We start from the raw sequence: 21,153 nt of genomic DNA, 5'->3' as shown, positions 1-21,153 counted from the left end.
CGACGGGGGGTGCACACACCGGCTCTTCTTTTTATGGGCGCTGTTTAAGCTATATGGCGGGAGTGGCCGGACCAGAAGGGTTCGGCCAGCTTTCGTTTGTCCACTTTGCCCACTGGGGTGAGGGGCAGCTCGTCGGTGAAGTCCACGGTGGACGGTACGAAGTGGTCTCCGCCGAGTTCTTCGCGAACGTGGTGGCGGAGTTCGGCTTCTGTGGTTCGGGCTACGACGACGGCGTGAATCAGTTCCCCCTCGCCGTTCTTTCCCGGGACGGCGAAGACGGCCGCGGCTTTGACGGCGGGGTGGGTGAGCAGGGTGTGCTCGATGGCGGTGGAGGCGACCTTGGTGCCGTGCTCGCCGGTGATGATCACGTCGGCGATGCGGTCGTGGAGGTAGAGGTAGCCTTCGTCGTCGAAGTGGCCCAGGTCGCCGGTGGGGAGCCAGCTGTCGGCGATCGGGGGTTCGCCGTGGTAGCCGTCCATCATGGACAGTCCGCGGACGAGGATCTCGCCGTTCTCCGTGCGGGCCTCCATGCCGGGGACGATGCGGCCCACGGAGCCGAGCCGGTGGTCCCGGGTGAGCTCTTCGGCGGAGATGCTGGCGATCATCGGTGCTTCGGTGAGGCCGTATCCCTGGCCGACTTTTGCGCCGAACGTGTCGAGCGCCTGTCTGAGCCTTTTCGGTGGAAGCGGGGCAGCGCCGAGGGACAGGGATTTCAGGCTGGAGACGTCGGTGCCGGCCAGCGCCGGGCTGTCGAGGACTTTTGCCAGGCGTGGTGGGGTGAGGGAGAGGCTGGTGACGCGGTGGTTTTCGATGTCGCGGAGGAGCTCTTCGGCGTCGAAGCTTGTGCGGAGCACGACTTTGTTGCCGCTCAGGAGTGCTCCGAGCGCGGCGGCGTTGCCGGTCATGTGCGTGAGCGGGGCGGTGATGAGGACGGTTTGGGTGCCGTCGGGGGTGAAGATGTGGGCCATGCCGTCGTAGATGCCGGTGTGGCGGATGAGCTTGGGGGTGCCGGTGGTGCCGCCGGTGGGGAAGATCGCGGTGACCCGGTCGGGGGTGGTGTCCGGAGTGGACGGTTTGCCAGTGGTGAGCTCGTCGAGGTCGAGGAGGGCGGCGCCGGTCTGCTCGAGGGCCGCTTCCCTGGCCGGCTTGCTGGCTGACGTTGCCACCAGCAGCACTTCGAGCCCCCGCAACTGGGCGGCGACCTGCGCGAGGATCACTTCGGGCCGGTTGGGCGAGTCGATCGCCACGATGCCGGTTGTGCCGCTGAGGCCGGTGTGGATCCGGCGGAGCGTGTCGGCTGCCGCGCTGTAGGTCGTGGCGCGCCCTTCGTGGTGGAAGAGGACGGTGTCGCCACCCTGGTCGAGCATGGTGAGGACGCGGGTCAGGAAGTAGCTCACGTGCGGCACGGTAGCCCTATCTGCTGATGTTCCGGCCCATGCGGTGCGGCAGCAACCCCTGCGGCGACGGATCCGGCGACCCTTGCGGCGAAGACGGGAGGGCGGGGGTTTCGGTGAGTCCATTCGGCCGATTCAGGGTTGCCGGATCGGTGCAGGCGCGATTGTCGGTGGTGGGCGCTTATCGGGGCAACTCGGCCAGGGCGCCGCACTGGCAGATTTCGGACATCGCGCACCCTTCGGTCGGAGAGTTTTCGCCCGTCACGCGCAGGCGTTACCGTGGGCCCACTGGAGGGAGTGCCATGAAGCGTGTCGTGCAGGTGGTGGCCGCCGTCGCGGTGGCCGTGGTGACGGTGGGGGCGGTGCCTGGGGCGGCCGGCGCCCGGGAGCTGACGCCGAGGCAGCTGGCGGGGCAGCGGGTCATTTACTCCTACGCCGGGTTGACGCCGCCGGTGCAGCTGCTGCAGCGGATTCGCGCGGGTGAAGCGGGTGGGGTGATCTTCTTCGGCGAGAACATCTCGTCGAGCAGCCAGATCGCGGGCGTGGTGAAGCAGCTTCGCGACGCGGCGGCGCAGAGTCCCGTGCGCGGGCCGTTGCTGTTGATGACCGACCAGGAAGGCGGGCAGGTCCGGCGGCTGCCGGGCGAGCCGACGCTGTCGGAGAAACAGGTGGGGCAGTCGGCGAACCCGGAGGCGGCGGCGAAAGCGGCCGGCACGGGCGCCGGGAAGAATCTCGCGGGCGTGGGGATGAACGTCAACCTCTCGCCCGTGCTCGACGTCTACCGGCAGGCCGGGAACTTCATCGACGAATACGGCCGCTCGTACTCGAGCGACGCCACCAAGGCGGGCACGCTGGGCCGGGACTTCGTCGCCGCGGAGCAGGCCGCGGGCGTCGCGTCGACGGCGAAGCACTTCCCCGGGCTGGGGGCGGCGCCGGCGGGGAGCAACACGGACGTCGCGCCGGTGACGTTGAACGTGCCGCTTCCGGAGCTGCGTACGAAGGACGAAGCGCCGTACGCGGGGACGGCCGCGAATCTCGTGATGCTGTCGTGGGCCGTGTACCCGGCGCTCGACGCGAGCCGCCCGGCGGGCCTCTCGCCGACGGTCGTGCAGGAAGAACTGCGCCGCCGCGACGGCTTCCGCGGCGTCACCATCACCGACGCCCTCGAGGCCGGCGCCCTCCAGGACTACGGCGACACCGGCAACCGCGCCGTGCTCGCCGCGAAGGCGGGCGTCGACCTCATCCTCGCCTCCGGCCGCGACGTCAACCAGGGCGACGCGGCTGCCGACGCGCTCGCCAAGAACCTCGGCTCGATCCCGGACTTCACGGCGTCGGTGGACCGCATTTCGGCTCTGCGCAAGGGGTTGTCCTAGCCTCGAACGGCGAACCGCCGCAAGCTCGGCGTCGTCACGGCGACGGCGGCGACCGCGGCCACGCACAACAGCCCGCCGCTGACGAGCGACGCCAGCGCAGACGTCGGCGCCGCCACCAAGCCCGCGCGCAGGTTGCCGAGGTCCGGCCCCGCCTGTCCGACGATCTGCTCCGCCGCGGCAACCCGCCCGAGCAGCTCGTCGGGCGTGTGCAGCTGTACGACCGTGCTCCGCGAAACCACCGACACCGTGTCCGCCGCGCCGGCCAGTGCCAGGAAACCCAGGCCCAGCAACGGATCCGTGGTGAGCCCGAACAGCGTCAGCGCAAGACCCCAAGCAGCCGACCCCACCAGCATCACCACCCCCGGCCGTGGCAGGCGGGTGAAGACGCCGGAGAACACGGACGCCGCCACGCCGCCGACGGCGATCGCGGTGAGGAACAGGCCGAGGGTGCGCGGGTTGCCGCCGAAGCGTTCGGCGTTGACGAGCGGGAAGAGGCTCGTCGGCATGGACAGGACCATCGCGGCGAGGTCCGTGAGGAGCGCGCCGCGGACGGCGGGGGTGCGGACGAGGAACGCGAGGCCGTCGGCGATGCCGCGCAGGCCGGGGCGCGCGGAGTCGTCGGGCTGCATGGCCGGCAGGCCGAAGGCGCCGTAGAACGCGCAGCCGAACGTCACGGCGTCGACGGCGTAGCAGCCCGTCACGCCGACCCAGCCGATGAGCACGCCGCCGATCGCGGGGCCGACCAACATGCAGCCCTGGAAGGAAATCCGGTTGAGCGCGAGCCCGGCGCCGAGCTGTTCGCGCGGCAGCAGCCGGGGGATGAACGTGCGCGACGCCGGCCCGCTGCCCGCGACGAAACACGACTGCACCGCGAGGATCGCCAGCACCCCGCCGACGGGGAACCCCGGCACCGCACTCTGCGCGACCAGCAGCACCGAGCACGCGGCCTGCGCCACGGTCATCACCAGATAGAACCGCCGCCGGTCGACGCGATCCACGAGGGTGCCCGCGAACAGCCCGAACACGACGATCGGCAACGCCTGCGCCAGACCGACGGCGCCCGTCCAGACGGTGCTGCCCGTGCGTTCCCACACCTGGAACAGCACGGCCACGAGCGTCAGCTGCGCGCCGAGCACCGAGCACGTGCGCCCAATCCACAGCCGCCGGAACTGCGGCGACGTGCGCAACGGCGTCACGTCGAGCAGCTGCGCTCTCATCGCCAGGCCTCGTCGTTTTCGAGCTTCTCGGCGATGCGGTCGTGGAAGCTCTTGCGCGCCAACGCTTTCTCGACGTCCACGACCACCTTGCTCAACGGGTACGGGATCTCGGCCTCGAGGTCGGCCAGCACCGCCTCCGTCGCGCGCCACTCCGCCGCGAGCCGGCCGACGATCTCCTCGGCCTTGGGCGTGAGCACCACCTTCTTGCTGCGCGCGTCGTCGCCCGTGGTGGTGATGACCAGGCCCGCTTTGCGCATGGCGGCCACCTTCTGGCTCAACGCCGAGTGCGTCCGCTCGACCGACGCCGCCAGCTCGGTGATCGTCATCGGCCCGCGCGCGTGCAGGCGCAGGAGCTCCATGACGAAGCTCGGTTTGAGACCTTCGATGCCGCGCTCGGTGTAGAGGCGGCCGATGTCGTCGTCCATCGCGTGCTGGAGCAGGCGCATGGGGCGCCAGAGGCTCTGCTCGGTGGGATCGGTGAACTCGGGCATGAGGGGGAGTGTAACAGGACTTATATAAGTACTGTTGTAATTGGGCCGTTCGGACGAAGGTGTTCCGCTGGCTGGGAAATTGGCCGATTCGTTGTGGTTCAAGGGAAATCTCGTGTTTCAACGCCGGTTCGGAAGTCGATCACGCGGGTACTTTTCCGGCGCTGGCAAAGGATTCCCCACCGCTGCCGGCTTGGAGGATGCATGCGTCACGAGCCGAGGTTCACCCGTCGAGCGGTGTTCACGACGGCGTTCGCGGGGATGGTTGTGAGCGCGTGCGGGGCGGTGTCGCGACGGGTGCCGGCGGGGGCGCCACCGCCGTCCTCTTCGCAGCCGCCACTGCCACCACTGTCGCCACCGCCGCCACCCCCTCCACCGCCGAACGCGCTGGCCACGAGCCTGCTCGTCGGCTACTGCGGTGCGCCGCACGCGAAAGCCCTCGGCGAGATGACCGGTGATCTCGCGGCGGCCGGGCGCAGGCTTGTCGGGCAGGCGGGGGCGTACCGGCAGGCGGTGACGCCCGTCGTCGAGCTCATCGCGACGGCCGCCCACCGCACGCCCGGGCCCGACGGCATGTACCGCACCCGCGCGTCCGACGCCACGATCGCCGGCTACCTCGCCGAAGCGCGGGCGCTCAAGGGTGTGCTGCTGCTCAACATCCAGCCCGGCCGCGCGGATTTCCTGCCCGAGGTGCGGGCGTACGAGCGGTGGCTGGCCGAGCCGGACGTCGGTGTCGCGCTCGACCCGGAGTGGGCCGTCGAGCCGGGGGTGGTGCCGGGTGAGAAGTTCGGGCGGACGACGGGCGCGGAGCTCGACGGCGTCGCGGCCTACCTCGCACAGCGCGCCCAGGACCGTCAGCTGCCCGACAAGATCATGGCCTACCACCAGGTCGCGGCTTCGATCGTCCGCGACGAGGCCGGGTTGGGGCCGCACCCGGGCGTGTCCATCGTGAAGGTCGTCGACGGCATCGGCAGCGCGGCGGCGAAGAAGGCGACCTGGCGCACGCTCATGGCGGCCAAACCGGCGCACGTGCTGGCCGGCTTCAAGTTGTTCTACGAGGAGGACACGCGTCACGGCGCAGCGCTGATGACCCCGTCCGAGGTACTCGCGCTCACGCCGAAACCCGCGTACGTCGTGTATGAGTAAGCGCCCCCGATCCGGGTGACACCCACGCGTGTGGTCATCCGCTCGGCGCCGGGAGGAACGGGCACTCTTGCTGCGGACCCTCCACGACGGGAGCAGCTCGTATGCAGGCCTGGTGGCCCCTCGCGACGGTCGCCGCGGTGTTCGCGGCGCTCGCCCTGGTGCACCTCCGCCGCTCGGCCCTGCCGCGCGGCCCCAGGCAGCCGGCCGAGGCGCCTTCGGCCCGGCGGCTGCTGTCGCCTGAACCGCCTGTTGCGGTCGCGCCGCGCGGCGGGGCCCGCCACCGCCTGGAGCCGGCCGCGCGCTCCCGCGGTGAGGTCGACCCTCTGGCGCGCTACCCCATGGCGCGGCAACGCCCGGTGCCCAACGCCGTCGCCCAGCGCCTCGGCGGCCCGGACTCGACGCTGACGCAACCGTTCGCGCTCCCGCAGCCCCGCAACCGCGGCACCGACTCGCGGAACTGGCCCGCAGCCGCGCCCCCGCGCCCGACCCCGCCGACCCGTCGGCGCACCCGCCCCGGCAAGATCATCACCGACCCGGCCTGGCCGGGGCCCCCGGTTTCCCGGTCCCGCCCGGCGGCTCCCGATCCGTCCGGACGGGACCGGGAACCGCGCGCCTGGCCGCCCCGCCGCGACCGCGACCGCGACCGCCCCGACGATTGACGACGGTTTCCCAGCCACGAAGATCTGACTTCGGAACGATGATCGTGGCGACCCCGGCTTCGGAGCGGGGCCGTGGAGCTGCATGCCACTTCGGTGATCCGCGCTGGTCCGGGTGCCGCGGAGATCGGAGCAGTTCCGGCGGTTGACGGCGGCCGGAATCAGGGTCGTCGTGATTTGGTAGGAATCGGAATCGCTCGGTGTTCGGCGGCGTCGTGATGGAGGTCAGCCGAGATCAGAGCCGTCGCGACCCGAGGCTCCGGAGATCGCAGTCACCCGGACGATTGACGGGCGCTACCGCCGGGTACGTAAGGGATAGCCCGCCGCTGTGGTCCCTCCCCCCACCTCTGCGGCGGCGGGCGCGGGCCGGGCCCCGACTGCGGGGCCCGGCCCTGCCACAGTCCTGTGTGGACTAAATCGCCGGCTCGCCCGGGCAGCTGCCCGTGGCAGTCCGCCCGGTGCTGAAGAACTCCACCGCCTTCGACCCGCACGCCACGAGGTCGAGGGAGCCGTGCGCGCCGTTGTCGACGGTCAGGAGCGAACCGCCGAGGTGGCGGCGCATGTCCTGCGCCCAAGACGCCGGGGTGGTCGTCTCCGTGCGGTGGGCCACCAGTTGCAGCGGGCTCGTCCCGCGAACCAGGTGCCACGGCTGCTTCGGCAACGGCCACCCCGCGCACCAGTGCTGGTAGCCGGCCATGCCGTGGAACAGCGGTGACGAAGCCTGCCGCTGCTGCTCCTCGCGCCACATGGCGGGTTCGCTCGGGTCGGCGCCCTGGTCGTTGCACAGCACGGAAACCTGCATGAGCAAGCCGGCGAAGTGGCTGTCCTCGAGGCCGAGCCCGGTGAACTCCGGCTCGTTCCCGACGAGCGGCGGGTTCTTGCCGTCGCGCAGGGCGGTGAGGGTGTCGGCCATGTCGGGCCAGTGGGATTGCTGGTAGGTCAGCACGGTGCGGAGGTTGCCGCCGCTGAACGTGAGCGGTTTGCCGTCGGCGGTGACCTGGCGCGGGTGGGCGTCGAGGTCGGCGGCGAGGGCGGTGACGTCGGTGCGGATCTTCGCGGCGTCGGTGCCGAGGTGGTACTGGCCGTCGCGCGCGGCGAGCCAGGCGGCGAAGCGGGAGAAGTTGGCTTCGGCGGCGTCGACCTGGCCGTTGTTCATCGTGCGGAGGCTGAAGTCGGGCGGCATCACGGAGTCGAGCAGCATGCGATCGACGTGCTGGTCGTAGCGGCTGCGATACACAGCGCCGAGAGCGGTGCCCCAGGACACCCCGTAGAAGCTGATCTTCTGCTCGCCCAGCGCGATCCGGATCTGGTCGAGGTCGCGAGCGACGACGTCGGTCGACAGGCTCGCGATGAACTCCGGGTCGTACGCGGTGCAGCGGGCGTTCTGCTTGGCCGTCTGCTCGTAGCCCTGCCGGTACTGCTCGGCGGGCGGCGCGCTCGGGTCGGGATTCGGGCCGTCCTCCGGAGCGACGTCGCACTCCTTGCCGCCGCTGAACCCGACACCGCGCGGGTCGAAGCCCACGATGTCGTGGTCCACGCCCATGCCCGCCACGGTCGTGTGGCTCAGGGTGAGCGGCATGTCGAGCCCGGAGTTGCCCGGCCCGCCGGGGTTCACGACGATCACCCCCTGGCGCTTCTCCGGCGACGTCGCCTTCAGCCGGCTGACCATCAGGTCGAGGCGGCGGCCGTCGGGGTGGGCGTAGTCGAGCGGAACGGAGACCTTCGCGCACTCGGTGCGCGCGTCGGTCTGGTCCCACTCCTTGATCAGGGTGCGGCACGGGGTCCAGGCGAGGGCCGCGTGCGCGGGCGTGGCCGCGACGACCGCAGGCAGTGCGATGGCGACCGCCAGCAACGGGACGAGCTTCTTCATGATGATCATGATCGCGGCGCGGGAGGTGGGCTGCCTCGGGCGATCGGGTCACAAACCCGGCCGATCGGCTGATGTGCCTTCCTTGAGGTAACCCTGGCGCGACGGTTGCCGGCGGTTGATCGTCTGCGGCATTCCGGCTACGGCACCGGGCTGTACCGCGACAAGAGGGCCTACGACCTGTTGGTGCAGTGGGAAACCGGCGTGCCCGCGCTCGCCGGCACTGTACGAGCGCGAACGGACCGGTCGCGGGGAGGCGTTCGACGCACTCACCGGGTGGGTCGGGTTTCCGCTGTACTACACGGTTTGCGGCGGCACGCAGCTTCCTCGCCGTGCAGAACGACCGCGAGTGTGCGCCGACGTGACTGACGCGTTTTTGTCGGGGGTGGGTGCGATGCTTCCGGCATGGTCCCCGTACTGCTGTTGATCGACGTCCAGAACAACATGCTCCTCCCGCCCGAACCGGTGCCTTCCGCGGCCACCGTCGCCCCGGCGATCGCCGCGGTGCTTTCCCGCGCGCGTGCCGCCGGCGCGCCGGTGGTGCACGTGCGCAACAACGGCACCGGCGACGATCCCGACGTGCCCGGAACGCCGGGCTGGACCTTGATCCACGACGTCTTTCCGGGCGAACACGTGGTGGACAAGACCACACCCGACTCCTTCGCCGACACCCCTCTGTCGACCCTCGTGCCCGCCGGCGCGCCCCTCGTCGTCGCCGGCATGCAGAGCGACTTCTGCGTGCGCGAGACGACGCTGGAAGCCCTCCGGCGCGGCCACCCGGTCACCTTGGTCACCGACGCCCACGCGACCTACGACGGCTCCGTCCCCGCTGCGGAGACCTCCGCGGCGGTTACCGCCGAACTGGCCACCGCGGGCGCCTCTCTGGCCTCGAGCGAGGTGGTCCACTTCGGCTGACAGGGATCACAGCCGCCGCGCGGCAGGCTCGGGAGTAGAGTAAGTCATCGGCTGATGACATCAACTGATGACTGAGGTGTGTCGCGATGTCCGAGATGGGCGAACTGCGTGGGACACCCTGGCGGCTCCCGAACTGGGAGCCGTCCGGGTGGGCGTGTGAGGTGACGTCGCGCGGGTTCTTGCCTGGCGGGCAGCGGTCGCCTGGGCGATCCGGGTGCGGTCTCGGCGACTTGCCTGCGGGTGAATTGGCGGACCGTCGGGCGTTCGGTGTGCGCGCTGCGGGGCTTTTGTGAGCGGGCAGCACGAGCGTTCTGTACGCGCGTCGGGCGAGATGCCCGAGTGCCCTGCGCCCGGGTCTGGCGACGCACCGCAGTGCTCCGCGAGCGGCGCGGGCGAGGCTGCCTCGCAGGTGCGCGGTCCGAGGTCGGGATTGGGCGGGCCCGTTCTTGACGTGCCGGCCGCGAGGTCCGTGCGCGCCACAAGGGAAGTAGCCGAGAGTCGCGCGGCTGAGCGAGCCGCGCGTGGGTTGGTGCCCACGTTGGTGTTCCTCGGGCTCGTCGTGGCGGTGATCAGCAGCCTGGGGGCGCCGCTGATTCCGGCGGTGGCCGTGGTGCACGGGGTGTCGCTGGGGGATGCGCAGTGGTCGTTGACGGTGACGTTGGTGGTCGGGGCGATGGTCACGCCGGTGATGGGGCGGCTCGGCGACGGGCCGGCGCGGCGGGGCGTGATCCTGGTCGGGCTGGGGCTGGTGGTGCTGGGGTGTGTGCTGGCGGCGTTGCCGTTCGGGTTCGTGGCGTTGCTGGTGGGGCGCGGATTGCAGGGCGCGGGGCTGGGGCTGACGCCGCTGACGATCGTGGCGGCCCGGGAAGCGTTGGTGCCCGCGAAGGCGCGGCCGACGATGGCGATCTTGTCGATCACGACGGTCGCCGGGGTCGGGCTCGGGTATCCGGTGACCGGGCTGATCACGGAGCTGGGTGGGCTGCAGGCCGCTTACTGGTTCGGGGCTGTCGTGGCGGCGGTTGCGCTGGTGGCGGCCATCAAAGTGGTGCCCCATGCCGTGAACGCCGAGGCGAAGCGGCTCGACGTGCCGGGGGCGGTTCTGCTGGGGGTGGGGCTGGGCGCGTTGCTGCTGTGGATCAGCAAGGGTGAGGAGTGGGGCTGGGGTTCGGGCGCGTCGGTCGGATCGGTGATCATCGCGGTGGGCGCGCTGGTGGCGTGGGTGTGGCACGAGGGACGCAGCAGCCACCCGCTGGTGGAGCTGCGGTTGTTGCGGCTGCCGGGGGTGCTCGCGGCCGACGTCGCGGCGCTGTTGTCCGGCACGGGGATGTATCTGCTGACGTCGTTGATGGTGCAGTTCGTCCAGACGCCGCCGGCCGACGGCGGGCTCGGCGGGTCCGTGGTGGTGGCCGGGCTGGTGTTGCTGCCGTTCTCGATCGGGAGCCTGCTCGCCAGCCGCATCGCGCCGCCGGTGATCCGGCGGGGGCGGGGGCGCGTGCTGATCCCCGGGGCTTCGCTGGTCGGTCTGGTGAGCGTCGGCGTGTTCGGCTTCGTGCGCCACGACTACGTGGTGCTCATCGTCGTCATGGCGGCCACGGGGCTCGCCGTCGGCACGGTTTTCGCCGTGCTGCCCGGCATGATCACGCGCGGGACGCCCGCGCACGAGACCGGCAGCGCGATGAGCTTCAACCAGGTGCTGCGCTACGTCGGCTACTCCACCGGCAGCGCGCTCAGCGCCGCGATCCTCGTCGGGCACACGCCGGGCGGCCGACACTTCCCGAACGCCCTCGGCTACACGGTCGCCGCCTTCGCCGGGGTGGCGGTGTGGGTGCTGGCCGCCGTGTTCGGCATGCTGCTGCCCGGAAAAACGACCGAAGGAGCGCGCGGATGACGGACCGACCCACACCGCGCCGTCGGGATGCCGGGCGGACGCGGGCCGCTTTACTGGCGGCCGCGGCGGAGTTGTTCGCGGAGCGCGGGTATGCGCAGGCGACGATTCGCGACATCGGCGAGCGGGCGGGTGTCGATCCGGCGATGATCGCGCGGTATTTCGGGGGGAAGGCGCAGCTGTACGTCGCCGTGTTGCAGGAGGAGACGGGGGACGAGGAGCTCGCGGATCTGGGGGACGCCGAGCGGTTGCGCGGGCTGGTCGGGCGGGCGGTCAGGCAGGGGCCGGGGCCGCTGTACCAGGTTGCGCTCCAGCCGCACGACGATGTGAAAGCCAACGAGTTTTCGCGGGAAGAGCTGCATCGCCGGATCGTGACGCCGCTTGCGCGTCGGCTGACCTCTGAGGGGGTCGAGCAGGCGCAGGCGCGTGCGGAGTTGCTGACAGCGGCGTTCGTCGGGGTGCTGATCGGGCGGACGTCGGGTGCGCTGCCGGAGCTCGCGGCGCTTGACGAGGAGAGCCTCACGGCCTTGGTGACCCGGCTCGTGTCCTCTATGGAGTGAACAGGGCACGGAAAATGCCTCGAAGCACCGGAACCTGTTTCGGGGGTCGGCCGTCCTGGGTAGTGAGGAGGCGGCGTGGGAGCCGCCCACGAAGGGGAGTGCAACATGCGGGGTAAGACGATCGTCCCGGGTATCGCGGTGCTGTTCGCGTTGACGGCCTGTTCGAGCACCACACCACCGTCGGCCGGCGCGCCGCAGCCGGCCCAGAACGCGCCCGTGTCGTCGGCGGTGAACGCGGAAAAACCGGCAGTCCATCAAGAGACCCAGCAAGACAAGGACGTCCAGCAGTCCTTCCACGCCGAGCTCACCATCCAGGACCAGGGCCTCGGCCTGCTCGCCCTCGAGAACACCGGCAAGGACCCCGTGACGATCCAGGGCTGGCCGGCGCTGCAGTTCCTCGCCGCCGACAACTCACCGCTGGAGGTGCCGACGCAGAACGTCGACATCCCCGGCGCGGGCCCGTCCATCACGCTGCGCCCGGGCACCAACGCGTTCGCCGGCGTCAAGTGGGAGACAGGCGACAAGGGCAGCACCGACACGTTCGTCGCGACCACCCTCAAGCTCACGCCGCCCCACAGCACGAGCGCGACGGTCGTCGACGTGATCGGCACGGACGGCAAGAAGGTCGGCTACCCCGAGTTCGACGTCACCTCGGTCAAGGTCGGCACACTGCAGCCCAGTACCCAGGGTGTCCTCGTCTTCTGACCACGCCTCACCGGACGCGCAGGTCATCCAAAGCGGACAGGTCCCACAACATCCCGTGACCCGGCCGGTCGGGAGGGGCTACGCGTCCGTTGTGGACGGTCAAAGTCTCCTGCAGCACATCGTCGATCAGCGGGAAGTGCTCCACGTACGGGCAGTTCGGCACGGCCGCAGCCAAGTGGACGTGCAGCTCCGGCAGGAAGTGCGGGCTCAACGTCGCACCGAACGCCTCGGCGATGGCCGAGATCCGCAGCCATTCGGTGACGCCACCCGTCAGCGGCACGTCCGGCTGCAGCACCGAAGCGGCCCGCGCGTGCAGGTACGCGGCGAACTCGAAACGTCCGTGCAGGTGCTCGCCGACCGCGACGGGCATCGGCACGGCGGCGGCGAGCGTCGCATGTCCGGTGACGTCGTCCGACGAGAGTGGTTCCTCCAGCCAGTAAACGCCCAAGTCCGCCAGGCGGGCACCGGTCCACAGCGCGGTCGGGAGGTCGAGGCGTTCGTTGGCGTCGACCATGATCCGCACGTCGTCGCCCACGGCCTCGCGCACCGCGCGCACGCGGGCCACGTCTTCCTCGGCCCGCCGAGCGCCGATCCGCAGCTTCACGGCGTGGTAACCCTCGTCGAGGTACGCGCGCGTGCCGTCCACCAGTTGCTCCACCGGCATCGCGTGCGTGGCCCGGCCGCTGCCGTAGATCTCGACGTCGTCGTGGTGCGCGCCGAGGAAGCGGAACAGCGGCGAGCCGGCACGGCGTGCACGCAGGTCCCACACCGCGATGTCCACAGCGGACAGTGCAGGCAGTGCGAGCCCGCGGCCGAGCCGGTGCGTGTCGTCGCGCACGCGTTGCCACACCCGCGGCCAGTGGTCGAGGTCCGCGCCGACGACGTGGTCGCGGACCGTGCCGGTGAGCACCGCGTGCACGCCGTCGGCGCCGCCGGTGAGCGCGTAGGTGAAGCCGGTGCCGGTCGCGCCCTCGTCGTCGGTGACGGTGACGAGCAGGAGGTCGACCTTGGTCGCGCCGGACCCGCCGCGGCCGGCGCCGAGCGGAAGGCGCGACCAGGCCGTGGTGACGTCGGTGATCGAGGGCACTTCAGTCCTTTCCAGACGGACGGGTACCGGTGGGCGAAACCGTGCCGTCGGAACCGGCCACGGTCACAGTGAGCGTGCCGATGCTCGACAGCGTCACGGAAACCTTGTCGCCGGCGGTCAACGGCCCGACGCCCGACGGCGTGCCGGTGGCGATCACGTCGCCGACTTCCAGCGTCATCACCGTCGAGATGTAGGACACGAGCTTCGCGACGCCCCAGATCAGGTGGCGAGTGTTCGACGACTGCCGGTGCTCGCCGCCGACCGTGCAGTCGAGGTCGATCGCGTCGGCCGCGTCCGCCTCGTCGGTGGTGACGAGCCACGGGCCGAGCGGGGTGAACGTGTCGAACGACTTGCGCGTGGACCGGTCTTCGCCGCCGCGCATGGTGATGTCGAGCAGGCCGGTGTACGCGACGACGTGGTCGAGCGCCTCGGCTTCGCTCACGTTCCGCGCCTGCTTGCCGATCACCGCCGCGAGCTCGCCCTCCTGGTCCACGCGGCGGTCGGCGTAGGGCAGCCGTACGACGCCGCCGTGCGCGATGATCGACGACGGCGCCTTGAGGAACACCGCCAGGTCGCTGATATCGACCTTCAGCTCCATTTCGGACTTGTGGTCGCGGTAGTTCACCGGCGCGGCCACGATTTTCGACGGGTCGGGCACCGGCGCCTCAAGAGAAACGTCCGCCAGCGGCACACTGTTGGCCGCGGACGGCGGGGGGAGCGAGTCACGAACCTCGGTCCAGCGCGCGAGCAGCCGGCGCATCGCGCCCGGCTCGCCATGACCGCCCACCAGACCGCCGAGATCGACCACCCGGTCGTCGGCGAGGTAGCCGACCCGTCCGCCGTCGTAGGTCACCAGTCGCATGCGTGTCCGTTCCGTGCCCGGGGGCGACCGAGTAGCCGCCCGATGAGAATTCCATCTGTATACGGACGGTATGACCTGGCCAGGCAAGAGTCAAGCCGTTGACAGGCTCAGAAGACGTCTGCGACATTCATCAGTATGCTGACGAAGACTTCCTCGCGACGCGGCGGGCCGCTGGTGCTGGGTGGTGGCATCGGGGGTCTGGCCGCCGCGCTCGCGCTGGCCCGCGACGGCCACGCGGTGCGGGTGCTGGAGCAGGCACCCGAGTTCGCCGAGATCGGCGCCGGCCTGCAGGTCGGCCCCAACGCGTCCCGCGTGCTCGACCGGTTGGGCGTGCTCGAAGCAGTGACGCGCGACGCGTTCTTCCCCCGCAGCCTCGTGCTCCGCGACGCGATGACCGGCGGGCGCATCACGTCGCTCGAAACCGAAGCGTCGTTCGAAGGCCGCTTCCGCCACCGCTACTTCGTGACGCACCGGGCGGACCTGCACCGGGCCCTCCTCGACGCCTGCCTGGCCACCGGAAAAGTCGAGCTCCTGGCGGACAAGCAAGTCGTCACCGTCCGGCACGACGCCACTGTGGAGTGCGCGGACGGCACCCGATTCGAAGCCGACGCCCTCGTCGGCGCCGACGGCCTGCGCTCACCGACCCGCGCGTTGCTCATCGGCGACGGCGAACCCGAGGACTGCGGCTACGTCGCCCACCGCGGCACCGTGCCCGTCGAGGAGGTCACCGGGGGCCTGACCGAGCCCGACAGCATGGTGATCTGGGTCGGCCCCGGCCTGCACCTCGTGCAGTACCCCGTGCGCAACGGCAAGCTGTGCAACCAGGTCGCCACCTTCGACACCCGCCGCTACCCCGCGCGGCACGGCGATCTCAGCCGCCAGCTCGACGACGCCTTCCGCGGCACCTGCCCCGAAGTCGCACGCGGCATCGCCCTGATCGACCGCTCCCGGCGCTGGGCCATGCTCGACCGGCCGCCCGCGACAGGCTGGAGCCAGGGCCGCGTGACGCTCGTCGGCGACGCCGCGCACCCGATGCTGCAGTACCTCGCGCAGGGCGCGTGCCAGGCGATCGAGGACTCCGTCGCACTCGCGGACAGCCTCGCCGCGCACGCCGACGTCGAGACGGCTTTCCTTGCCTACGAACACATCCGCGCCCCGCGCACCGCTCGCGTGCAGACGACCGCCCGCACCTGGGGCGACCTCCTGCACCTCGACGGCGTGGGCGCACTGCTGCGCGCGCACGCGCTCAAGCCCCGGGCCGCCGACGACTTCGAGATCGTCGACTGGCTCTACGGCTTCGACCCCACCAGCACCCAGCCAGCCCTCGCGGCGGCTCCAGGGAGGGCCTCATGACCGTGACCACCGACGAGGCCTACGAGCAGCTGGCCGCGCAGAGCGTCGGCACGCTCTGGCGCCACCTCGGCGACCTGTTCCCGGCCGAACCCACCAAGCGCGCAGTGCCGTTCCACTGGGCCTACCGCGCTCTGCGCCCCTACATGCTGCACTTCGCCGACGCACTGTCCATTGAGGAAGCGCAGCGGCGCGTGCTGATGCTGATCAACCCGGGGCTGCAGCAGGAATCCGCGACGGTCACCGGTCTCTACGCCGGGATCCAGATCATCCTGCCCGGCGAGCAGGCGCAAGCGCACCGCCACTCCGCCAACGCGTTCCGCTTCATCATCGAGGGCTCCGGCGCTTACACGACCGTGTCGGGCGAACGCGTCCACATGCACCCCGGCGATCTCCTGCTCACGCCCGGCTGGCACTGGCACGACCACTACCACGAGGGCGAGGGCCCGATGATGTGGCTCGACGGGCTCGACTTCCCGCTCGTCAACTCGCTCGACACCCAGTTCTTCGAGCTCCACTCGGAGACCGCGCAGAAGGTTTCCGTGCCCGACGGGCTTTCCTCGGCGCAGTTCATCCACGGCCGTCTGAACCCCGCGTGGATCGGCGAGCGCAGTGCGAACTCGCCGATCGGCAACTACCCGTGGGCCGAGACCAAGCGCGCGTTCGACGCGATCGCGGACAACGCCGACGGCAGCGACGTCGACGGCATGGTGCTGGAGTACACGAACCCGTGGACCGGCGGCCCGGTGATGCCGACGGTGTCGTGCCGCATCCAGCGGCTCGTCCCCGGCTTCCGCGGTGCGGCCCGCCGGCACACCGCCGGCACGATCCTGCACGCCGTGCGCGGCGAGGGCACCACGATCGTCGACGGCCAGGAGATCACGTGGGGCGAGAAAGACATCTTCGTGGTGCCGTCGTGGGCGACGTATGAGCATGTGAACTCGTCGAAATCGGAAGACGCGGTGCTGTTCTCGTACTCCAACGAGCCCGTGGTGCGGGCGCTCGGCCTGTACCGCGAAGAGCTGCTCTGAGCGCTCAGTCCTGGTAGTCGAGCAGCCCGCGGTGGTGCGCCAGCAACGACTTCAGGCTGTCGACGAGCTGCTTGCGCTCGGTGGTGTCGAGGCCTTCGAGCATCCGCTCGTTGACCTCCACCGCGCGCTCGGCCGCCTCCGCGTACAGGGCCCGGCCGGCGCTCGTCAGCCGCACGACGCGGCGGCGGGCGTCTTCGGGGTCCTTCACCTGGCTGACCAGTCGGCGGGCGACGAGCCGGCGGATCACGTCCGCGGCCGTCGAGCGGTCGAGGCGGGCGCGGGAGCGCAGCGTCGTCTGCGTCAGCGGGCCCTCGTGGGCCAGCGCGTGCAGCACCGCGAACTGCGGCGAGGTGAGGCCGCCGGGGAACACGTCGGACCAGATGGCGACGTGCAGCTGCTGCGTGGTGCGCAGCAGGTGGCCGATCATCCCGTAGAGGTCGAACTCGACCGGATCGGACTTCGCCATCGCCGAACACCCCCGCCCGCGGACTGGTCGTCCGGATACGGACGAACTCCGGGTGAAGGATACAAGCCGCCTGCTCAGCCGGGGTCGGGGCGCACTGGCAGGATCCGCGCCATGAGCACTTTCCCCGCGCTCGACGGCGTGCACCACCACAAGTACCCGGTCACCGACCTCGCCCGGAGCCTGGCGTGGTGGGAGCGCGTGTTCGGCGCGCGGCGGCAGCCCGAATGGGACCACCGCACGCCCGAGGGGGTGCTGTTCGCGTACCTGCTTCGGGTGCCGGGGTTGGCCGACCCGGTGGAGCTGCGGCTGGCGCCCGGCTCGGCGGCCGCCCTGGCGGGGTTCGACCCGCTGACGCTGGCCGTCGCGGACGAGGCCGCGGTGCGGGCGTGGGCGCGGCACTTCGACGCGCTGGAAGTGGCGAACTCCGGAGTGCTGCGGGGAATCACCGGCTGGCTCGTCGCGACCGCCGACCCCGACGGCGTGCCGATCCGGCTCTACAGCAGGGCGTCGCACGAGTGGGACCCCGAAGGTGCCGACCTGGGCAGCTCCTGGACGGCGCCGCTGCCGCGGGATGTCCCGGCCCGGTGAGGTGCCCCATCGTCCCCTCGCGACGGTGACCTGCGTCGCAAGTCTGATTCGCGTTTCACGGACCCGGTGAGGCTGGGTCCGTCAAGCGCGAAAGGCGAAGCGGATGAGCCCTTACGAGACGGCGGCGTCGGAGTCGCTGAGCCCGGCCGAGGTCGCCGGGCTGGCGAGGCGGCTCACCGGTCCGGTCGTGTTGCCCGGCGACGCGGGCTTCGACGCGGAGTGTGCGACCTTCAACCTGGCCACGCCGGTGCGGCCCGCCGTGGCCATCGGGGCGACCACAGTGGCCGACGTGCGGGAGGCGGTGGGGTTCGCGGCCGAGCGGGCGCTGCCGATCGCCGTGCTCACCACCGGGCACCAGGTCGTGAACCGAGCGCGCGGCGCGGTGCTGATCACACTGTCGCGAATGGACGCCGTGGAGGTCGACCCGGTGGCTGGGATCGCTCGTGTGCAGGGTGGCGCGCGCTGGAGCCAGGTCACCGAACGGGCCGGCGAAAGCGGGCTCGCGGGGGTGAGCGCCGCGTCACCCACGGTGGGGGTCGCCGGCTACCACCTCGGTGGCGGGCACAGCCCGATTCTCGGGCGGACGCACGGATACGCCGCCGATCACGTGCGCGCGTTGCGGCTCGTCACTGCCGACAGTGCACTGCGCGAGGTGACCGCTGACGCCGAACCCGAGCTGTTCTGGGGCGTGCGGGGTGGCAAGGGGAACTTCGGCGTGGTCACGTCGATGGAGTTCGCACTGTTCGCCGTGAAGTCCTTCTACGGCGGCGGCTTGTTCTTCGCGGGCGAGCACGCCTCGACGGTCCTGCACACTTGGCGGGAGTGGGTGACGGCGCTGCCACGGCAGATGTCGTCGTCGATCGCCTTCCGGCATCGCTCTCGGCCGGCGGAGTTCGCGGTCCACGTGCGGTTCTCGGCGCTCGGTTCGCCCGCCGAGGCGGAAGCCGCGCTCGCGCCGCTGCGGGCGCTCGCCCCGGCCGTGCGCGACACCGTCGCCGAGACCGCGTACCGCGACGGCCACCGCCTGCACCTGGACCCATCGGCGCCGGTGGGTTGGCTGGAGCGCTCGGCGGCGCTGCGGTCGTTCCCGGCCGAGGCGGCCGACGCGCTGCTCGCCGTGGCCGGCCCGGATTCCGGCACCGAGCCGGGTTTCGTGGAGCTGCGGGCGCTGGGCGGGGCGCTGGCCGACGAGCCCGCCGTGCCGAACGCCGTCGCCGGCCGCGGTGCGCCGTGGGCCCTCGTCGCGTCCGGTGGGCAGGAGGCCGGGACTCGGCTGGACTCGCTCGTGGAGGCGCTCGCCCCGTGGTCGCAGGACGAGCGGAACGCCAACCTGCTGGCCGCCGGCGACGCCACGACTCCCGCCGAGGTGCGCGCCGCGTACGGTTCCGCGCGCTACGAGCGGCTCGCGCAGCTCAAGCGGCGCCACGACCCGCAGAACCTGTTCCGCGTCAACCACAACATCGCGCCGGCGGCCAGCCCGCCGGTGCCCTGGACAGCACGGCCCTGGACAGCACGATGGCCCCGGATCGAGTGATCCGGGGCCATCGTGGTGGTGGGCGATACTGGGATCGAACCAGTGACCTCTTCGGTGTGAACGAAGCGCTCTCCCCCTGAGCTAATCGCCCTCCAGGTGAGTCCACATCGGACTACGTGCGCGATACTGGGATTGAACCAGTGACCTCTTCCGTGTCAGGGAAGCGCTCTCCCGCTGAGCTAATCGCGCGCTGTCGGGAAACCAGCTTAGCGAACCCCTTCCGGGCCCCGTCACGGGGGCCACCCTCCCGCCGCGCCGCGGTCCGGCGGACCCCGTGCGGGGCCCGAAGGGGTTCGGGTGGCGACACCGGCCAGGGCCCGGACGGGCTGGCCGGCGCGGGGCGAAAACCGCCGGCCGGGCGGCCCAGAACGCCTCGACGCAGTGCGCCAGTGCGCTGAGCGCCCAGGACACCGCGACCGGGCGCGGCAGCGTGGCCGTGAGGTCCGGGTCGTAGCCGACGGCGCGGGGGAGCACGCGGTCGTCGCGCCCTGTCTGTTTCCGGGCCGCGCTCGTCGTGCCCCAGACCGGCGTCACCTCCGACGGCCCTCGTACGTCGTCGGCACGCAGACCAGCGGAAGCCCGGTGGTGAGGGCGACGGCTTTGCCTGTCCCGGTCGTCGAGCCGCCGCCGACCGTGACCGGCCCGTCGACCTCGACCGGGCTCAGATAGCCGCCGGTGAACAGGACCAGGCCGCCCACCCGAGGGTGGGCGTGCACGGCGAACTGCGCGAGCAGGCAGGCGCCCGGCGAGAAGCCTCACAGCACGATCCGCCGCCGGTCGAAGCCGTCGGCCTCGATGGCGGCGAGCGTGGCCCGCACGGCCGCGAGCGCGTGGGTCAGGTGCTTGTCGTCGAACACGCCGTTCGTTCCTCTCGCCCCGAAGTGCACCTCTGAAGACCGCGCCGGCCCTCCGGCGGAGGTCTCGCCGGAGGGTCGGCGCGTCAGACCTCGATGTGCTCGAGCTTTTCGAAGATCTCCGCGCGGCGGGACTCGAACTGCTCGGGCAGTTGGAACGCGGTGCCCAGTTCCTGCGGCGACTCGTCGCAGGTCCAGCCGCCTTCGGCGTGGGTCACGGCGAGCTCGAACAGCGCGCCGCCGGGGGTGCGGACGTAGACCGACTTGAAGTACTTGCGGTCCTTGAGCTCGCTGATGTCGGTGTAGCCGGCGCCCTCGACCTGGAACTTCACCTCGTCCTGGTTGGCCAGCGTGCCGAGGTTCCACGCGAAGTGGTGGATCGTGCCGGCGCCGTAGCGCCAGGTGCCCTGCTCGTCGGTGTTGTTGACGATCAGCTCGACGTTGTTGCCGATCTTCTCGCCGCCGATGCGCAGCGCCACGCGGTCGCCTTCTTCGGTCAGCGCGCTGTCGCCGAAGAACGTCTCCTGGCTGAACTCGACCATCCGGTCCGGCGTGGCCACGTGCACGCCGACGCCGTGGATGCCGTGGATCGCGTGCTCGGGCGGCACGCCGTTGCCAGGGTGGCCCACGCGCGGGTCGCCGTCGTTGCCGACCAGCACGTACTCGATGCCGCAGGGGTGGCGGAAGAGCAGGCGGCGGTCGCCGAACACCTCGGCGTCGTGCACCTCGACCTTGTGCTCGGTGAGCCGCTGGTGCCAGTAGGACAGCGACGTCGAGGGCACCGACAGCTGGACCTCCCGCGCCTGGTTGGTGCCGCGCTTCCCGAACAGTCCGGCCTGGGCCCATGGGAACGACGTCACCACAGACGACGGATCGCCGGCGGCGTTGGAGTAGTAGAGGTGGTAGATCGGCGTCGAGCCGTCGAACAGCACGGTCCGCTTGATGAAGCGCATCCCGAGCGTCTTCACGTGGAAGTCGACGTCTTCCTGCGCGGTGCCGACGGACAGCGTGACGTGGTGGCTGCCTTCGATGTGGGTCATGGGATTCCTCTCCGGAGGGTGGGCGCCGGGTGCGTCCTGAGTGTCGCCCGAAGCGCGCCACGCGACCACTCCGTTCGGGGCGGACCAGGACCCACCCGGTGGGCCGATGCCATACGAGGCGCAGAATCCGTTCGT

General features: G+C 71.1%; 20 protein-coding genes, 2 tRNA genes and 1 pseudogene. 11 read left to right on the top strand and 12 right to left on the bottom strand.

Annotated features, from left to right (window positions below; translation table 11 throughout):
- Window positions 1-44 precede the first annotated feature (44 nt).
- The gene (locus K1T34_RS09440) at window positions 45-1,397 is read right to left on the bottom strand and encodes a class I adenylate-forming enzyme family protein (RefSeq protein ID WP_220243903.1); all 1,353 of its coding nucleotides are present in this window, start codon (window positions 1,395-1,397) and stop codon (window positions 45-47) included.
- A 299-nt stretch (window positions 1,398-1,696) separates the two neighbouring features.
- On the opposite strand from K1T34_RS09440, the gene K1T34_RS09435 reads away from it, so the two are divergent.
- The gene (locus K1T34_RS09435; RefSeq protein ID WP_220243902.1) at window positions 1,697-2,767 is read left to right on the top strand and encodes a glycoside hydrolase family 3 N-terminal domain-containing protein; all 1,071 of its coding nucleotides are present in this window, start codon (window positions 1,697-1,699) and stop codon (window positions 2,765-2,767) included.
- Here the strand turns inward: K1T34_RS09435 and K1T34_RS09430 are convergent.
- Together K1T34_RS09430 and K1T34_RS09425 are read right to left on the bottom strand one after the other, a co-directional pair.
- Complete coding sequence (locus K1T34_RS09430; protein ID WP_370643813.1) at window positions 2,764-3,990, bottom strand: MFS transporter; 1,227 nt, start codon at window positions 3,988-3,990, stop codon at window positions 2,764-2,766. The two genes, K1T34_RS09435 and K1T34_RS09430, sit on opposite strands and share 4 nt — an antisense overlap.
- Window positions 3,981-4,475 (bottom strand): MarR family winged helix-turn-helix transcriptional regulator, encoded by a 495-nt coding sequence (locus tag K1T34_RS09425; RefSeq protein ID WP_220243900.1) that lies wholly within the window; start codon window positions 4,473-4,475, stop codon window positions 3,981-3,983. Before K1T34_RS09425 ends, K1T34_RS09430 begins: the two co-directional genes overlap by 10 nt.
- Window positions 4,476-4,676: 201 nt before the next feature.
- On the opposite strand from K1T34_RS09425, the gene K1T34_RS09420 reads away from it, so the two are divergent.
- Entirely contained in the window at window positions 4,677-5,618 is a 942-nt protein-coding gene (locus K1T34_RS09420) for a hypothetical protein (protein ID WP_220243899.1), read from the top strand.
- A gap of 101 nt (window positions 5,619-5,719) precedes the next feature.
- Entirely contained in the window at window positions 5,720-6,277 is a 558-nt protein-coding gene (locus tag K1T34_RS09415; protein ID WP_220243898.1) for a hypothetical protein, read from the top strand.
- A gap of 409 nt (window positions 6,278-6,686) precedes the next feature.
- Here the strand turns inward: K1T34_RS09415 and K1T34_RS09410 are convergent, their stop codons facing one another.
- A complete protein-coding gene (locus tag K1T34_RS09410) occupies window positions 6,687-8,144 on the bottom strand; it encodes an alpha/beta fold hydrolase (RefSeq protein ID WP_220243897.1) in 1,458 nt (485 codons plus the stop codon).
- A 402-nt stretch (window positions 8,145-8,546) separates the two neighbouring features.
- On the opposite strand from K1T34_RS09410, the gene K1T34_RS09405 reads away from it, so the two are divergent.
- The 4 genes from K1T34_RS09405 to K1T34_RS09390 all read left to right on the top strand — a co-directional run bounded on the left by K1T34_RS09405 (window position 8,547) and on the right by K1T34_RS09390 (window position 12,206).
- Window positions 8,547-9,056, top strand: coding sequence for an isochorismatase family protein (locus tag K1T34_RS09405; protein ID WP_220243896.1), 510 nt, complete (start codon window positions 8,547-8,549; stop codon window positions 9,054-9,056).
- A 529-nt stretch (window positions 9,057-9,585) separates the two neighbouring features.
- Window positions 9,586-10,944: an MFS transporter gene (locus tag K1T34_RS09400; protein ID WP_220243895.1), complete on the top strand. Its 1,359-nt coding sequence runs from the start codon at window positions 9,586-9,588 to the stop codon at window positions 10,942-10,944.
- Window positions 10,941-11,501, top strand: coding sequence for a TetR/AcrR family transcriptional regulator (locus K1T34_RS09395; RefSeq protein WP_220243894.1), 561 nt, complete (start codon window positions 10,941-10,943; stop codon window positions 11,499-11,501). The genes K1T34_RS09400 and K1T34_RS09395 overlap by 4 nt, the downstream gene beginning before the upstream one ends.
- A gap of 75 nt (window positions 11,502-11,576) precedes the next feature.
- A complete protein-coding gene (locus tag K1T34_RS09390) occupies window positions 11,577-12,206 on the top strand; it encodes a DUF4232 domain-containing protein (protein WP_220243893.1) in 630 nt (209 codons plus the stop codon).
- A gap of 7 nt (window positions 12,207-12,213) precedes the next feature.
- On the opposite strand, the gene K1T34_RS09385 is transcribed toward K1T34_RS09390, so the two are convergent.
- Together K1T34_RS09385 and K1T34_RS09380 are read right to left on the bottom strand one after the other, a co-directional pair.
- Window positions 12,214-13,293 carry a mandelate racemase/muconate lactonizing enzyme family protein gene (locus tag K1T34_RS09385; RefSeq protein ID WP_220243892.1) on the bottom strand — a complete coding sequence of 360 codons (1,080 nt, stop codon included), beginning with the start codon at window positions 13,291-13,293 and terminating at the stop codon, window positions 12,214-12,216.
- A 1-nt stretch (window position 13,294) separates the two neighbouring features.
- On the bottom strand, window positions 13,295-14,155 hold the full coding sequence (locus tag K1T34_RS09380) for a fumarylacetoacetate hydrolase family protein (RefSeq protein ID WP_255638421.1): 861 nt from the start codon (window positions 14,153-14,155) through the stop codon (window positions 13,295-13,297).
- Window positions 14,156-14,290: 135 nt separating this feature from the next.
- Between K1T34_RS09380 and K1T34_RS09375 the strand changes: the two genes are divergently transcribed.
- A complete protein-coding gene (locus tag K1T34_RS09375) occupies window positions 14,291-15,508 on the top strand; it encodes an FAD-dependent monooxygenase (protein ID WP_220243891.1) in 1,218 nt (405 codons plus the stop codon).
- Window positions 15,505-16,536: a cupin domain-containing protein gene (locus tag K1T34_RS09370; RefSeq protein WP_220243890.1), complete on the top strand. Its 1,032-nt coding sequence runs from the start codon at window positions 15,505-15,507 to the stop codon at window positions 16,534-16,536. The genes K1T34_RS09375 and K1T34_RS09370 overlap by 4 nt, the downstream gene beginning before the upstream one ends.
- Window positions 16,537-16,540: 4 nt before the next feature.
- Here the strand turns inward: K1T34_RS09370 and K1T34_RS09365 are convergent, their stop codons facing one another.
- Window positions 16,541-17,002, bottom strand: a complete 462-nt coding sequence (locus tag K1T34_RS09365; protein ID WP_220243889.1) for a MarR family winged helix-turn-helix transcriptional regulator — start codon at window positions 17,000-17,002, stop codon at window positions 16,541-16,543.
- Between the two features lie 111 nt (window positions 17,003-17,113).
- Here K1T34_RS09365 and K1T34_RS09360 point away from each other — a divergent pair, with 111 nt between their 5' ends.
- Both K1T34_RS09360 and K1T34_RS09355 read left to right on the top strand, forming a co-directional pair.
- A complete protein-coding gene (locus tag K1T34_RS09360; protein WP_220243888.1) occupies window positions 17,114-17,590 on the top strand; it encodes a VOC family protein in 477 nt (158 codons plus the stop codon).
- Between the two features lie 103 nt (window positions 17,591-17,693).
- A complete protein-coding gene (locus K1T34_RS09355) occupies window positions 17,694-19,124 on the top strand; it encodes an FAD-binding oxidoreductase (protein WP_220243887.1) in 1,431 nt (476 codons plus the stop codon).
- Window positions 19,125-19,140: 16 nt separating this feature from the next.
- Here K1T34_RS09355 and K1T34_RS09350 read toward each other — a convergent pair.
- The 5 genes and pseudogenes from K1T34_RS09350 to K1T34_RS09335 all read right to left on the bottom strand — a co-directional run bounded on the left by K1T34_RS09350 (window position 19,141) and on the right by K1T34_RS09335 (window position 21,018).
- A tRNA-Val gene (locus K1T34_RS09350) sits at window positions 19,141-19,215 on the bottom strand.
- Between the two features lie 26 nt (window positions 19,216-19,241).
- Window positions 19,242-19,313 (bottom strand) — tRNA-Val (locus K1T34_RS09345).
- Window positions 19,314-19,541: 228 nt separating this feature from the next.
- Window positions 19,542-19,658: pseudogene (locus tag K1T34_RS53175) on the bottom strand (maleylacetate reductase); the annotation flags it as partial.
- Window positions 19,655-19,840, bottom strand: coding sequence for a hypothetical protein (locus K1T34_RS53170; protein ID WP_255638420.1), 186 nt, complete (start codon window positions 19,838-19,840; stop codon window positions 19,655-19,657). The pseudogene K1T34_RS53175 and the gene K1T34_RS53170, both read right to left, overlap by 4 nt.
- Window positions 19,841-20,064: 224 nt before the next feature.
- The gene (locus tag K1T34_RS09335) at window positions 20,065-21,018 is read right to left on the bottom strand and encodes a VOC family protein (protein WP_220243886.1); all 954 of its coding nucleotides are present in this window, start codon (window positions 21,016-21,018) and stop codon (window positions 20,065-20,067) included.
- Window positions 21,019-21,153 lie beyond the last annotated feature (135 nt).

Origin of the sequence: Amycolatopsis sp. DSM 110486 (assembly GCF_019468465.1) — a bacterium.
In the GTDB taxonomy this organism is placed as follows: Bacteria; Actinomycetota; Actinomycetes; order Mycobacteriales; family Pseudonocardiaceae; genus Amycolatopsis.
Note: the sequence above shows the minus strand (reverse complement) of the source record. Positions and strands in the feature narration are given on the sequence as shown.

Excerpts from the sequence above, each read along its gene's own strand:
- K1T34_RS09435 (WP_220243902.1), top strand. The coding sequence starts at position 1,697 with ATGAAGCGTGTCGTGCAGGTGGTGGCCGCCGTCGCGGTGGCCGTGGTG.
- K1T34_RS09425 (WP_220243900.1), bottom strand. The coding sequence starts at position 4,475 with ATGCCCGAGTTCACCGATCCCACCGAGCAGAGCCTCTGGCGCCCCATG.
- K1T34_RS09420 (WP_220243899.1), top strand. The coding sequence starts at position 4,677 with ATGCGTCACGAGCCGAGGTTCACCCGTCGAGCGGTGTTCACGACGGCG.
- K1T34_RS09415 (WP_220243898.1), top strand. The coding sequence starts at position 5,720 with ATGCAGGCCTGGTGGCCCCTCGCGACGGTCGCCGCGGTGTTCGCGGCG.
- K1T34_RS09410 (WP_220243897.1), bottom strand. The coding sequence starts at position 8,144 with ATGAAGAAGCTCGTCCCGTTGCTGGCGGTCGCCATCGCACTGCCTGCG.
- K1T34_RS09405 (WP_220243896.1), top strand. The coding sequence starts at position 8,547 with ATGGTCCCCGTACTGCTGTTGATCGACGTCCAGAACAACATGCTCCTC.
- K1T34_RS09395 (WP_220243894.1), top strand. The coding sequence starts at position 10,941 with ATGACGGACCGACCCACACCGCGCCGTCGGGATGCCGGGCGGACGCGG.
- K1T34_RS09380 (WP_255638421.1), bottom strand. The coding sequence starts at position 14,155 with ATGCGACTGGTGACCTACGACGGCGGACGGGTCGGCTACCTCGCCGAC.
- K1T34_RS09375 (WP_220243891.1), top strand. The coding sequence starts at position 14,291 with ATGCTGACGAAGACTTCCTCGCGACGCGGCGGGCCGCTGGTGCTGGGT.
- K1T34_RS09370 (WP_220243890.1), top strand. The coding sequence starts at position 15,505 with ATGACCGTGACCACCGACGAGGCCTACGAGCAGCTGGCCGCGCAGAGC.
- K1T34_RS09365 (WP_220243889.1), bottom strand. The coding sequence starts at position 17,002 with ATGGCGAAGTCCGATCCGGTCGAGTTCGACCTCTACGGGATGATCGGC.
- K1T34_RS09360 (WP_220243888.1), top strand. The coding sequence starts at position 17,114 with ATGAGCACTTTCCCCGCGCTCGACGGCGTGCACCACCACAAGTACCCG.
- K1T34_RS09355 (WP_220243887.1), top strand. The coding sequence starts at position 17,694 with ATGAGCCCTTACGAGACGGCGGCGTCGGAGTCGCTGAGCCCGGCCGAG.
- K1T34_RS09335 (WP_220243886.1), bottom strand. The coding sequence starts at position 21,018 with ATGACCCACATCGAAGGCAGCCACCACGTCACGCTGTCCGTCGGCACC.